This is a genomic window from Streptomyces sp. W16 (genome assembly GCF_033194735.1).
In the GTDB taxonomy this organism is placed as follows: domain Bacteria; phylum Actinomycetota; class Actinomycetes; order Streptomycetales; family Streptomycetaceae; genus Streptomyces.
Genome location: NZ_JAWOAI010000259.1, coordinates 1 through 13,801, shown reverse-complemented (window position 1 = coordinate 13,801; position 13,801 = coordinate 1). Strand labels below are relative to the sequence as shown.

Annotated in this window: 3 protein-coding genes and 3 pseudogenes; all 6 read right to left on the bottom strand. The window is 67.0% G+C overall.

Annotation, left to right across the window (positions count from 1 at the left end; translation table 11 throughout):
• Positions 1-284: 284 nt before the first annotated feature.
• Entirely contained in the window at positions 285-695 is a 411-nt protein-coding gene (locus R6V09_RS29795; protein ID WP_317884550.1) for a hypothetical protein, read from the bottom strand.
• A gap of 108 nt (positions 696-803) precedes the next feature.
• Positions 804-7,274, bottom strand: coding sequence for an RHS repeat domain-containing protein (locus R6V09_RS29790; RefSeq protein ID WP_317884549.1), 6,471 nt, complete (start codon positions 7,272-7,274; stop codon positions 804-806).
• Between the two features lie 290 nt (positions 7,275-7,564).
• Positions 7,565-11,101 (bottom strand): LamG domain-containing protein, encoded by a 3,537-nt coding sequence (locus R6V09_RS29785; protein ID WP_317884551.1) that lies wholly within the window; start codon positions 11,099-11,101, stop codon positions 7,565-7,567.
• A 715-nt stretch (positions 11,102-11,816) separates the two neighbouring features.
• Positions 11,817-12,479, bottom strand: a pseudogene (locus tag R6V09_RS29780) (transposase); the annotation flags it as partial.
• A gap of 10 nt (positions 12,480-12,489) precedes the next feature.
• A pseudogene (locus R6V09_RS29775) lies at positions 12,490-13,295 on the bottom strand (transposase family protein).
• 78 nt (positions 13,296-13,373) lie between these two features.
• A pseudogene (locus R6V09_RS29770) lies at positions 13,374-13,801 on the bottom strand (IS110 family transposase); the annotation flags it as partial.

Sequence of the window (13,801 nt, the reverse complement as noted above, 5' to 3'; positions counted from 1 at the left end):
CAGTGGCCTCTCTGAAACGGCTCCGTCAGTAGCCGACCGCCCGGGCTTCTGTAGGCAACTGCTGCTTTCGGGACCGCAAAGCAGCTTTCCACAGCGTTGATGCCCCCTTCGGAATCTCGCGGGTCACTCTACGCTGGACACACATCGCGGCCGGAGCCCCGCTGGGGGCCGGTCGCTGCGTGCTTCCGGATCTGCGGGGCCTGAACCATCCGTCCGGCGGCCTTCGGGGAGAAATGCCCGTCATCGCAGTTGATCTCTGGGACGCCTCCAGCGCTCCCCCGGTGTCACAGGGTCCCGGATCTCCTCAGTTCGCCCAGTCGGTGATCGACGGCCGCGACTTCTTCACGGGACAGGACCGGCGGGACCCACTGCCGGGCTGCGCCATAAGATAGGAACTCCGCCGGCAATTCGATCCCGTAGTGTTCGACATAATCAGCCGCATCGAACCTCCAGAAGAACCTGCCGTCGCTCATGATGGCGGTACCGCCGGAACGGGAGAACTTGTTACCCAAAACGTCCTCAGAGAATCCCATCAGGGCGATGACGGGCGTACCGGAGCGGAGGTATTCGGAAATCTTCGCCCGCTCTCCGACGGGAATCGCGCCTATCCTCTGCCGGAGCTCATCAGAGTTTTCCGAGAAGGCGGATTGACTCGCAATCCTGCCGAAAATCCCCAGAGGGGCGATGTTCGTCATAGAAGTTTTCCAGACCGTAGGTGCATTCATATTCGGCGGGGAGACCGAGATCGGTCTCCCCGCCGAATTCGAGGTTACATCACGTTATTTCTGTCCTCATTCTACGTGTCATCGTGCCCCCCAGGGAACCGGAGCGCCTTGTGGTCCGTCGGGCCACTCCCTTACGGTGCCAGCGAGCGGATCGAGGTCAACCTGATGCTTGCTGGCGCCGGTGACCTTCACGCCCAGGGCCTCCGCGAGCTCCTCGGCGGAACCGCAGGCGGCATGGCAGGAGACGATCTGAATAGGGCCTCCCCGGTAATGCACGTTCTCTCGGACCAGCTGGGCTATCTGCTCGGGGTGAGTAATGAGGCCATCTACACGGAAGTTACCCGCCTCGTCGCCGTGGACAATCACGTCGTGACCCTTGGCACCGGTCGACCGCATGAAATTCTGGATCGTGTTTGCGTCGTCGCCGATGGCCGTCGCCGTCTCGCTGTACCGGACCTTGCTGCCAGCCCAGGTGAAGGAGGCTCCGGCACCCGCACCTGCTGTCAGGCTGCCGCCGGACGCACCGCCAGTCGCCATTTCCGCGATTTCCGCGGCACAGACCGGAGCCGTGGCCAGGCACCCCTCGCCCACGGCGACAGCCACCGGGGCCAAGACCACAGCTGCTGCCACGGCTGTGACGGCTCCCAGAACTACCTTCTGCCACGTTGCGAGCTTGCCTGTGTCAGGCAGGTCGTCGGCGTTCGGGTCGTAGTTGGGGTTGGTTCCCATGGCCCAGCAGGATCTGCACGTCCATCCTTCTTTTTCCTGGGGCTTCGGGTCTGGACCCTTCTTGAACACGATCTGTGCCGACTTGTGGCCCGCGTCCGTTCGGACGGTGACCGTCATGGTGCCCGATCCGGTGCCGCCGCCCGCCTTCTGGTACTGGAAGGTCTGGCTGTAGGTCTTGGTGGAGTGGAAGACCCACCCATTGGCGCTCGGGGTCGCCCATTCCCGGTAGGTGCCGCCCTTGCCGTCGCTGCACCCGCGCTCGCAGTCCGTTATCGGCCGCAGGCCCGTCGGGTCGGACTTGGTCACGGGGGTGTTGTTGGCGTAGGCGTAGCCGTTGAGGGACTCGTGGTCCTCCGTGGCCAGGACAGGGTCGACGGAGAGGAAGCGCCCGGTGACCGGGTCGTAGTCACGGGCACCGACATGGGTGAGGCCTGTGTCTACATCGGCGGGTTTGCCGAGGAAGCCCTTGTCGTCGGGCCAGGTTGACGGTGCGGTGCCTCGTGCCTCACCGAAGGGCTTGGTGTAGCGGCGGGTGATGGCCTGGGTCGTGGCGTCCACCGTCATCGAAGCCGTGCCGTGGTGGTCGTCGACCATCCAGGACAGGCCGGCCTCAGTGCGGACCGCGGTTGCGTCGCCCGCCGGGTAGTAGCGCTGGGCGGTGAACTTCTTCGCGACCGTGTCGTAGTTGAGTTCCTGACCGGCCAGGTAGAGCACGGTCTTCGCCGGGCCGCGTCGAATCAGGAGCTCGCCGTTGGCGTCGTACAGGTAGTCGGTGGTCTTGGTGCCTTCGGTGAGGCGGGTGAGCTCTCCTTCGATGTCCCAGTCGAGGCTCTGCGCGGTACCCGTGGGGCCGTACCGCTTGGTGGTGTTGCCCTGGTCGTCGTACTCGTACAACTTGGCCGCTGCGGTGCCGACCGTGACGGACGTCATCGTGTGCGGCTGGCCGGCTCCGGAGGCGTTGACGGCGGGGTAGCCGTACGCCGTGGTGGTGTTACCGGCGGACTTGTGCTCGATCTGGGTGTCGCGCAAGCCGCCGGGCTTGTAGGTCCAGCTGGTCCAGTACGGAGCCGGGCCGCCGAGCGCGGATGCCGATCGGGCGGTGGCGCAGTCGTTGGACGACGGGGTCCACGCCTCGGTGACACGGCGGTAGCCGTCGTAGGCGAAGCACTGGGTGTCCTTGCCGTTTGCGTTGTCGGTGACCGACTTGACGTTGCCGGTGGCGTCGTAGACGTAGTCGACGTCGCTGGTGTAGCCGGTGTTGGTCTGGTCGACCGTGTGGGTGTTGGCCAGGCGGCGGGTGCCGTCCTCGTACTGGTTGAGGATCTGGAGTTGCTTGGCGCCGGTGGAGGTGCCCAGGCGGGTCTCCTCGATCTCGCCGTACGGGGAGTAGCCGATGTTCTGGACGTAGTCGGTCATGCCGTCGGTGCCGGTGAGCAGGCCGAGGCTGTTGTAGCTGTTGGTGACGGTCTCGGCGGGCAGGCCGGCCGCTGCGGGCATCGAGGTGGACTGGACGGTGCCGTCAATGTTGTAGGTGGTGGAGGTGGTGAAGGTCTGCGGCGCGCCGGCGACGACCAGCGGGTCGGAGGCGGCGATGACGGTCTTGGTGCCCTTGGGACGGCCCAGCGCGTCGTAGCCGGTGGCGACCTGGGAGTAGATCTTGCCGGCGGTGCCGCCGACGTAGCGGATCGCGGCGGTCGGCTGTCCCTTAGCCAGGGTGTCGTAGGTGAACTTGGTCAGTTGGTGGGCGTTGTCCTTCGTGCCGTCCCAGGTGCCGGTCGTGCGGCCGAGTTCGTCGTAGTCGGAGATCAGGGTGCGGGAGGCACCCTTGAGGGTGGAGGTGACCGTCAGCGGCTGGTCGGCGTCGTTGTAGGTGGTGTCGACCCTGCCCTTGTCCGGGTCGGTCGAGATGGTCTTACGGCCGCGCAGGTCGTAGCCATACGTCCACACAGCCCCGTCCGGGCCCGTCAGCTTCTTGAGCTGCCCGCCAGCGGTGTATTCGTACAGCGTGCGCGTGTAGTCGCTGCCCGTGGGGGCGGGGCCGCCGTACTCGCGACGCTCGGTGACCCGGCCGCGGGCGTCGGTGATCGTCAGGGTGCCGGTGCCCCCTGCGGCGGCGGTGACGGCGGTGCGGTCGCCCTGGTTGTCGGTCTTGGTGCGCCACTTCTCCTGGTCGTAGACCCGGAATATCGATTCCGTGGCGCGCCCGGCGCCGTCGAAGACCGTCTCGGAGGAAGCCGGGACGGATCCTTGGAAAGTGTTCGCCAGGGTGGCCGACGGGGCGTTGTTGTCGTTGACCTGGGCGTTGGACATGTAAGCCAGGCCGCGGTCGTCGTAGAGGGTCTCGGAGATCACCCGGCCGCCGTTCGGCGCGGGGACCTGCTTCTGTCGGGAGCGCAGCAGGCCGTCGAAGATCTCGTACGAGCTGTTGTAGGTCTGTCCGTCCGCCTTGAGGGCGTCGGTGCGGACCCAGGTCTCCTTGTCGTTGTTGATGCTGTACGCGTAGACGATGCTCGCGGCGTCGCCAAGCGTGCGCGAACGGTCCGGCTTCCAGACCGACTTCAGACGTCCGAGAGCATCGAAGGACCACTCGGTGACATTGCCGTTGGGGTCGGTGGTCTTGGTGGCCACGCCCCAGGCGGGATCAACCTCGGTGGTGGAGGTGAAGAGCTTGGGGGACGGAGAGACGGTGGTCTTGGACGTCAGCGGACCATAGCCGGTGTCGTCGGGGAGGTAGGTGGTCGTGACCGTCTGGTTGAGGGCGTTCGTCGCGGTGAGCGGGCGGCCCAGCTTGTCATAGGTGGAGGCGGAGACCTGCTGGTAGACGGGTGCCTTGGTCACCGGGTCGTAGCTCGCGACCCGGTAGGAGGAGGTGATTTCACCCTTGGTGGGGGCCACGCCGACCGCCTGGCTGTCGTAGGCCGTGGTGATGTCGGAGATGACGTCGTCGGGCACGGCCGGCGTGGTTGCGCAGGGCACCGCATAGGTCTCGGTGCGCGAGACCGTGTTCACCAGCCAGGCCGTGGTGTTGCGGGCATAGCTGGTCTTCACACACGTCTCGTCGCCGGTCTTGGCGGTGTCGCCGCTGTCCTCGACGGTCATCGGCATGCCGTACGTGGGGTCGTACGTGGTCTTCTGTGTGACCGTGCGGGTGCCGGTGGAGGTCTTGGTGCGGGTAGCGGTCTCGCCTGCCTGGACGATCCAGGCGTCGGTGGTGCCCCAGCTGTAGGTGTGGCTGCCGGTCTTGTGGGACCAGGGGGTGTTGATGGTGCCGCTGAGTTCTTCGGTGCCGTTGTAGACGATGGTCTCGCGGACGAAGCCGGCGTACTGACGGGCGTCGTCGACCGCTGTACCGGTGGAGTCGGTGACCTTCTCCACCCGCGCGGTGCCGTCGAGTTCCTTCTCTCCGTTGAGGCCGCGCATGTAGAGGGTGGACTTCTTCGAACGCGGGCCCTCGGAGTCGCCGGCGGTCTCGACGACCTTGCCGTAGCCGCGCCACTGCGACCATGTGCGGTTGGAGGCCTTGGTCAGGCCCTCGTCGTCGGCGTAGCCCCAGCCGGCGCCGCCCTGGTAGTCGTAGTACTTCTCGCCGGTGTCACCGTGGCCGTAGGGGTCGTCCTGGAAGACGGAAGTGACGACGTACTTGTGGAACCAGTCGGTGACCGGGGTCGCCCCGGACTGGGACCACTTCACCGGGTAGCAGCGGCGGGTGTTCTTGTCGACGTCCGCCGGCATGCTGGTGCCCCAGATGCAGTCCGGGTCGGAGTAGTTGACGGTGAGGGTCGACCCGGTCTCGGACTTGATGGTGCGTACGCGCCACTTGATGTAGCGCAGAGTGTCCGCGCCGCTGCCCTCTACGTGGTTGGACAGCTGCATACCGCCGAAGGTGACCGGCGGCATGGCGGCCGCGGTGGTGTTGGCCTTGCCGGTGTTCTGGATGGACTTCAGCCACAGGCTCGCCGAGGAGGCGTCGCCGGTGTCGGGGAAGCTCTGGTCCAAGTGCCAGGTGTCGACGTCCCGTTGGGTGGTGCCGCTGCCGGTCCACACCGAGGTGGTGATGTCGGTGAGGCGCTTGCGGGTGAAGAAAGCCGGGCCGATCTGGGTGGTGCACTTGGTGCCGCCGGCGCAGATCATGTCGTAGGGCACGTCGGGCCAGTTGGCCTTGGTGTCCTTGGTCAGGCTGGAGCAGCCGCCCGAGACGACGCAGCGCTCGGCGTAGGTGAAGCGGACCTGCTGGGCGGCGGGCTTGGAGTAGATCAGGTCGCTGCGCAGGCCGTAGTCGATACGGTTGAGGTAGCCGCCCCTGGTGTAGCCGGTGCCGTTGACGGCGGTGTCGGCGTTCTTGGAGTAGTAGTTCGTCTCCGTGCTGTACCAGTACGTGGAGGCGTTGCCGTGGGTGTCCACGACGTAGTCCAGGTTCCAGCGCCACGCCTGGTTGCAGGAGGAGTCGGCGAAGCCGGTGGACTTGTAGCAGGGCTCGCCGGAGTCGTCGCCGAAGACCGGCACGGTCCATACGGAGTTGGTGACCGGGTCGTCGGCGGCGGTGCCGTTGTCGCTCCAGCCGGGCAGCCGGTGCTTGCCGAAGAAGTACTGGTTGCCGGAGGCGTCCGTGACCTTCCAGTACTCGGTGTTGTCGTCGCCGTTGCCGGTGGCTCCAGTGAGGTGCTCGACGCGGGTGCCGTCCTCGTTCTTCAGCTTCCAGGTGCCGCCGGATGCCTGGGACAGGGCCGCGGTGTCGCAGGCGGTCTTGTCGGCGCAGGTGTTGACCAGTTCCACGGCCTTGCCGTTGAGAACAAGGGTGGCGTTGGCGTACTTCCAGCACAGGTCGCCCTTGCCGGACTGGCCGTCGTCCCTGCAGGAGGCGTACTTGCGCTCGATGAAGGACTCGGTCATCGAGAAGCCTTCGCCAATTACCGAGGTCTGGTTGTTCTCCCCGGCTGTGCGGCCGTCCACCGAGGCGGAGTTGTAGGAGATCGACAGGCTGGGGGCCGGGCCGGCCGTCGCCGGAGGAACTCGCAGCGGGTAGTTCCAGGTGAAGTCACCCGTGCTGCCGCCGGCCTCCCAGGTCGCGGTAGGGGACAGCGGTGTGGATGCGTAGTCGCCCCCGCCGCCGGAGCTGTCAGCAGCCGCCGCCAGGAGCATCGGGGTGCCGGCTTTCAGCGCGCTGGCGGGGAGCGTGCCGGTCAGGGTCTGGGACTTGGTGTCGTTGTCCGCGCCCGTCACCGGGGTCTGGGTGCGGCACGCCTTCTTCTGCGGGGTGGTCAGCGCGCATGCCGGGAGCGTCACCAGGCGCAGGCGGGGGCCGAAGTTGCCGCCGTAGACATCGCTGAAAGAGGAGTAGTTAAGGGAGAGCCGGAGTTTGTCGCTGTCGCCGGGGAAGTCCTCGGATGCGGCTCCCGCCGGGTCGACGGTGAGCAGGACGCCGTTGACGCCCGCCTTCTTCCCGGCCGACTCGGAGCGAAGGCTGAGCGCCACCTTTTCGGCCGGGCCGGTGGCCTTCGCGTTCTTCCTGGTCTTCGCCGACTTGGCCGCCGAGGTGGCAGGTTCCTGGGCCAGCGTCATGCCGAGCCCGCCGACGGTGACAGCGGCCTTGCCGGTCGAGGCGACCGAGGTGGTGGCGCTTCCAGGCTTCGGCCAGGTGGCCTTCTTCAGGCGCTCACGGGTTTCGCGGGATGCCGACGCGGCCTTGTCCTTGGGTGCTTTGGACGTGCCGGGTTTGAGCACGCCCACCTTGTCGGTCTTCGGCTCGGGCCGGTCCTCCAGCGGCTTACGGACAGTCTGGGACTGGGCCTGCGCGGCAGAGTCGAAGCCCGGGGCAGCCACGACTTGTGGCAGGAGAGCGAGAGAGGTGACGAGTGCGCCACGGCTGAGCCAGCGGCGTACGACCGCCCCTGACAAGCGTGTGTGGAAGGGTGTTGAAGGCACGGTGATGTCCCGTTTTCGGAAAGGGAAATGGGCAGGAAGCGCTCGGGCGGCGTCGTCGGAGCCCGAGTCGCCGGATCTCGATCGCGTGTCCGCGCAGACCTGCGCAGCGTTGGGCGCGGCACGGAAAGAGCGGAAGAAGACAGGGTGGGACGGGGCGGGCAACGGACCCGCTCCGTCCCCCCTCGCTCCTAGTGCTGCTCGGTGTTGCGCCGGTTGGCGATGGTGTCGGTGGAGGTGGCTCCGGCCCAGACGCGGACGCTGTCGATGCTTCCGGGGAAGTAGCGCGCGGCGGCGCCGTTGATCTTCGCCCGGCCGATCTCGAACGCGCCGCCGCCCTGCCAGGGGCCGAAGTACGGCACGCCGTCCTCGTCGCCCATCAGGGCGCTGTCGACGTAGAGCTTGAGCGCGCCGAGCTTGGAGGTGTCATCGGCGTCGGCTGCCGACTGGGCGTCGTAGACGACCGTCAGCATGACCGGGACGCCGAGCTGGGCTGTGGTGAAGGCGGTGGACTCGCTCGTGGTCCAGGCCGCTCCGGTGCCGTCCTTGTCGGGGCGGCCGAACGTCCACCGTCCTTGAGCGCTGCCTGCCGGCTGCTCGTACCAGACGCCCCAGGCGGACTGGCTCGTTCCCGACTGGCCGAACACCTGCACCGCGTACGACTTGGTGGTGTCGGCGAGCTTGGCGGGGTCCAGCGTCACCCAGGCGGTCGCGGTGAACGATCCGGCGTCGTCCACGACCGGTCCGGTGGCGGTGGCGTACGCGGTGCTGCCGTTCAGGGTCATCGCCTGCGTGGTCGTCACCTCCTCGCCGATGTCCGGGTCGCCGGTGGTGAACTGGGTGAGCGCGGCGCCGTTGAGGGTGAGGTTCCGGCCGAAGCCGCTGGTGTCCTTCACCGTGGTGCCGGTCGCGTTGGCCATGTCCGTTGCGTCCCACTTGGCAACGAGTGCGGGGACCGGATCGCCGGCGGTGCCGTCGCTCAGATCCTCGTCCTCCAGCCAGGCGTCGTGGGCGAGTTCGGTGTCCGCGAGTGCGCGGGACCAGACCTTGACCTCGTCGATGGTGCCGGCGAAGTTCTCCTTGCCGGTACCCGAAGCCAGCAGCCGGCCGATCTGAAGTCCGCCGGACGCCTTCCACGGGGTCACGGGGAACGTCACCGGCTCGCCCTGCGCGACACCGTTGACGTAGAGCTGGATCGTCTGCGCCGCCGCGTCGTAGACACCGGCGAGATGAGTCCAGGCGTTCAGGACTGGCGGTTTACCGCCTATCGAGCGAGTGAGGACCGGACTGGCGACATCGGTCTGGTGCCGGTTGAAGACCCAGGCGTTGTAGGCCGTCGAGTAGTACAGCTGGAACCCGGAGGCGTTCGTGCCCGCCTGGGTCAGGACGGTGTAGTTGACGTCCTTCTTCGTCAGACGGGCCCAGGCCGAGACAGTGAAGGACTTGGTGGTGTCCAGCACCGCGCCGGAGGTGGAGAGGTACGCGGTTGTGCCGTTCAGCTTCGCCGCGCCGGAGCCGCTGCGGGCCAGGGTGTCCCAGGTGGCCCCCGAGGAGGTCAGCGGGTGCTGGGTCGCGGTGGTCGAGTCGGTGAGGCCGTTGTCCAGATGCCAGATCCCCGAGGGCTGTTCGGCACCCTTCACCTGGAAGCTGTAGTAGCCGGTGTTCGAGCTGTGGCTTGCCGCGTCGAAGCCCCAGACCTGGATGGTGTTCTCACCTGCCTGGTTCGGTGTGATCGTCTGGGTGGTGGCGGCGCCCTTGGCGACGGGGATCGGAGCAGAGACCGCGCCGCTGTTCAGCTTCCACTTGTAGCTGACGACGTCCGACTGGATGCCGGCCGTGGTGGGGTTGGTGTCCGCGGGAGTGAAAGTGAACTGGCCCGGTATGCCTACCCCGCCTGCGGCGGGATCGGTCTCGGCCGGCTTGTAGACGCCGTCCGCGCTGGTCACCACCGGAGGCGGCGGGGAATCGGTGTCGACCCGGAAGTAGCACCAGGACGACCAGGAGGAGTCCAGGACACCCGTGACGCCCCGGTCCGTCTTGTAGTACGCCTGCGTCTTGACCCGCATCCGGTAGTCCGTCTGCGCCGGCAGCGCACTGGACGATGCGTTGCGCGACGCGTTGTCCGCCACCCAGGCGCCGTCCGGCGAGGCCGCGTACCAGGCACGGCTGGAGCCGTCGGCCTTCCACACCTCGAACAGGGCCCGCAGCTGGGCATTGGAGCCATCGGCCGACTGCACCGTGGCCAGCATCTTCGGCGTGGTGACGCTGGTGGCGAAAGGCAGTGAGGATGCGTTGCAGGCACGTCCGGTGGTGCCCTGTTGCACGCCGTACGAAGTCGGCTTGCCCGGGTAGGACACGTAGGTCACCGACAGCTTCGCGTCGTTGCGGAACCGCGCCCACGCGCCGGCGTCCGACTCGTCGTGCGCGGTCAGCGAGAAGGTGATCTGAGGATCCTTGTCGGTGGCGGCGGAGGCCAGCGTGGTCGTCAGGTTCTCGTTGGGTTCATCGGCCACGTTGTCGCTGAAGCGCACCCAGTTCGCCGGCTGTGACGGACTGCACAGGCTGCCCCGCCCGTAAGCCACGTTCCGGTCGCCCATCAGGTCGTCCGCTGTGGGGCGGGTCGACCACGTGGTGCTGGAGGAGATGCCCTTGGTGACATGACTCAGGTCGTACCAGTGCGGGTCACAGCTGAACGTCCAGAGCTGGTAGACCTCCATCGTCGCGTCCAGGACCTTCTTGCCGTGGATCGACGAAAGCGGGTACTCGAAGTACATGCGCTGGGTGTACGGGGTGTTGGAGCAGAGGTAGCCGGCGTAGTTGGAGCACCGGCCCACGCCCTTGTCCCCGTCGAACTCCCAGTACTTGGTGCCGTTGGAGGCCAGCGCCGTCCAGTCACCCAGCACGATGCCCTTGGTCGGCGGGTCGATGTAGAGCGGGAAGACGGTGTCCTTGCCGTGGAGCAGCGCCGGATCGGGCGTGATCTCCAGGGTCGAGCCGACGACCTTGAGCGGGAGTTCGGCCGCCGTGTCGCCGCTTCCGGGGCCCGCCGAAGGGGTCGGCTCGCCGCCGGCAGCGGGCAGGGGGGTCTCGTCCGTCGGCTCCGGCTCCGGGGTTTCGGCTGCTGCCGAAGTGGCCACGCGGGAGAGCTGAGTGGTGACGTCGGCGGCCGGGGTGTCACCGGCCGAGTCCCACATCCGCCCAGCCGGGCTCTCGAAGACCGGGGTGCCATCGTTGTCACGCGCGACGAATCCGCCGTCCGCTGTCGGGGCGATGTCCAGGCCACTGCCCGACACGGTCATCCTGATCGTCGCGAGCGCCGGGTTCTTCGCCGCTTCCGCGGTCTTGACCACGAGCACCGAGGTGTAGCCCGAGTCCAGCGCGGTCAACTTCAGGTCCACGTCCGGGAGGACACCGACGTAGGTGGCGCTGGCGCCGTCGAGCCGGGGCTCGGGGAGCGCGGTGGGCCAGCCGAGCCGTAGCGCGTGCCCCTCGTCCTTCAGCGTGACCAGCCCGTCGCCGCTGCCGCCGCCCGAGAAGGCAATACCGGTCGTGGTGTTCTTCGCCCGCACAGAGCCGTCGGCTTCGCGCACGAGGGCGGTGTCGATGGGGGCCCAGGTGCCGTCGTCCTTGCGGGCGCGGACCGGGGCCGCGTTCATCTCCTGGGTGAAGGTGCCGTCCGGGTTGGCGAACACCTGGGACGACTCAGTGGTCGCCGCATCCACGATCACCCGGTCGCCGGTCTTGGCAGCGAGGGAACTCGCCTGCGACTCCGGAGTCCTGTCAGCCGTTGCCGAGACCGGCTTGTCATCGGCGAGAGCCGGAGTCGCCCCGGCCACCGGAACCGCACACGCCAGGAGCGCGACGGCTATCGCCCCATTCCGCACCGACTGGCGCCAGTTGTGCCGCCGTTGTTGTGAAACCACACCCCACCCGTTTTCTTAACCTTTTCTTACAAAGAGCTGTGAGGATCATGTGTTGACCGATCATCAAGGTCAAGAGTGTCGGGTATCACGTTGACCTGGCTCCATCTCGCCGATAGGTAGCCCTGGTTGGACTGGTAGCCGTCGATGGGGAAACTCCTGATCATCGACCAGGTGGCCAAGCTCCACCGTGTACCTGTGCCGTCTTCCCTGCCAACCGGTGGTACGTCGGGCAGAGATCGGCTGCCGCTTGCAGTGCGGTGACATCTACCCAGGTCGGGACTACCCCGCAGCAGCACCACCAGAATTCGTGGTTCGCAGGGCCTGCCCGCGCCGTGGGGCTGCGGGACGGACCCATGCCATCGCTGACGCAATTCGAGCCGGGCTCGTAGCGGGCTCAGTCAAGATCCACCCGTCGCCGACACCAAATCGGGCCCCTGCCCCGTCGCCTGCGCTGCAGCTCCCTGTTGAAATTGCTTGCGTGAGCTTCTTCGAGTTGACCACCGATTCCTAATGCTGTCTGTCAAGCCACAAGTGGCGGTGGAGGCGCCGGTTCGTAGCGCCGTCCGTCACGCAGGAGGGCCCACAGGACGTTGACGCGTCGTCGGGCGAGGGCGAGGACGGCTTGGATGTGGCGCTTGCCCTCGGCGCGTTTGCGGTCGTAGAGCCGGCGAGAGTTCTCGCAGTACCGGATGCTGAACAGCGCCGAGATGTAGAAGACACGTTGGAGTCTGCGGTTGTAGCGCCGGGGGCGGCGTAGGTTGCCGCTGATCTTCCCTGAGTCGCGGGGTACTGGCGCTACGCCGCCGAAGCCGGCGAGGCGGTCGGCGGTGCCGAAGACGGTCATGTCCCCGTCGGTGGCGGCCAGAAACTCGGCTCCGAGAATGACTCCCAGGCCGGGCATGCTGGTGACCACGTCGAAGGTGTGGTGCTGCCGGAACCGGGCTTCGATGGCCTTGTCGAGCTCGGTGATCTGCTGGGTGAGGCTGATCACCTCCGTCGCCAGCGTGCGTACCAGTTCGGCGGTCAGCTTCTCGCCGGGCAGGCTGGCGTGCTGGCGTTCGGCGGCCAGCAGGGCAGTCTCGGCGAGCTGGTTGGCACGGAGGACCTTGCGGTTGCGGAGCCAGGTGGCCAGGCGCTTCACGCCGAGCCGGCGAAGGGCGGCCGGGGTCTGGTATCCCGTCAGTGAACCTCTTTCATCCTGAATAGTCGCAGGTCATGAGTGTGTGGATGGCTTGGACGATGGTGCCGATACGGCGGGTTGAACATCGGGCTCGCCGGAGCAGCCGCCAGGACTTCAGCTGGGCGAAGGCACGTTCCCCCGGAGCCCGCAGCCTGGCGTGGTCCCGGTTGAACTGCTGGTAGTGCTCGGGCTGTTCGCTGTGGTGGTAGTACGGGGTGCGGACGGTGGCGCCGGCACCCTGGTAGGCCCGGTCGGCGAGGACCAGGATCTGCCGGGTCAGGCAGGCTTGGACGATTCCGTGCGCGCGGGCCGCGGTCAGGTCGTGCGTGCGGCCCGGTGTCGCGCGGGAGAACCACAGCGGGGTGCCGTCCGGGCGTGCGACGACCTGGACATTCATGCCGTGCTGCTTGTGCTTCTGTGAGTAGTACGGCTCATCTGCTTTGACGCGGTCGGTCGGGATGAGCGTGCCGTCGACGATGACGAAGTCTCCTTCGCCCAGCCCGACGAGGGCCTCGTGCAGACCCGGCGCCCAGGAGGCCAGGACATCGAGTGTCTCGTCGACGTAGCGCCAGGCCGTCGCCTCCGACACCCCGAACCCGGCACCGACTTGTGCCAACGTCTCGTTCTTCCGCAGATGAGCCAGTGTCAGCAGGGCTTGCTTGAAGCAGCTCAACTTCCGCCAGCGCGTGCGAAGTTCATGCCTTCGGGTGTAGATGAGCCAGGAGACATGCTCGACCAGCTCGTACGGGACATCGAGCATGGAAGGATACGGAACCAACGAAGCCCCCCGGCCGTCGGCGTGTTGAGTGAGATCACCACACCAACGACGAGGGGCTTCGCCACGTCACCGCACCTGACCAGCCCATTTCATCCCCACGACACAGGATGAAAGAGGTTCAGTAACGTGAGCGGGCCGGTGTTGATGAGATCCAGCGCCCGTTCCAGGCCGGGGAAGATGGCTGTGAGGTGAGCGCGGAGGCGGTTGACGGTGCGGGTGCGGTCGGCGACCAGGTCCATACGCCGACCGGTGAGGAACTTGAGGTCGGTGATCGTGTCGTCATTGGTGCGTACGGGGTGCAGGTCGCGTCGGACGCGGACCTGGTCGGCAATGACGGCGGCGTCCTTGGCATCGGTCTTGCCTTCGCCGCGATAGCTCTCGGAGGCACGATGGATGGCCCGGCCGGAGAGGTAGTGCACCGGCTGGTCGTGATTGAGCAGGAGCGCGATGGCCAGGGCGGCGGCGCCGTCGGCCAGGTCGATGCCCCAGGCCACCTCATGGCCCAAAGCCAGGACGTCAGCGAGGAGTTCGAGCAGTTCGGGCTCTA

Excerpts from the sequence above, each read along its gene's own strand:
- R6V09_RS29795 (WP_317884550.1), bottom strand. The coding sequence starts at position 695 with ATGACGAACATCGCCCCTCTGGGGATTTTCGGCAGGATTGCGAGTCAA.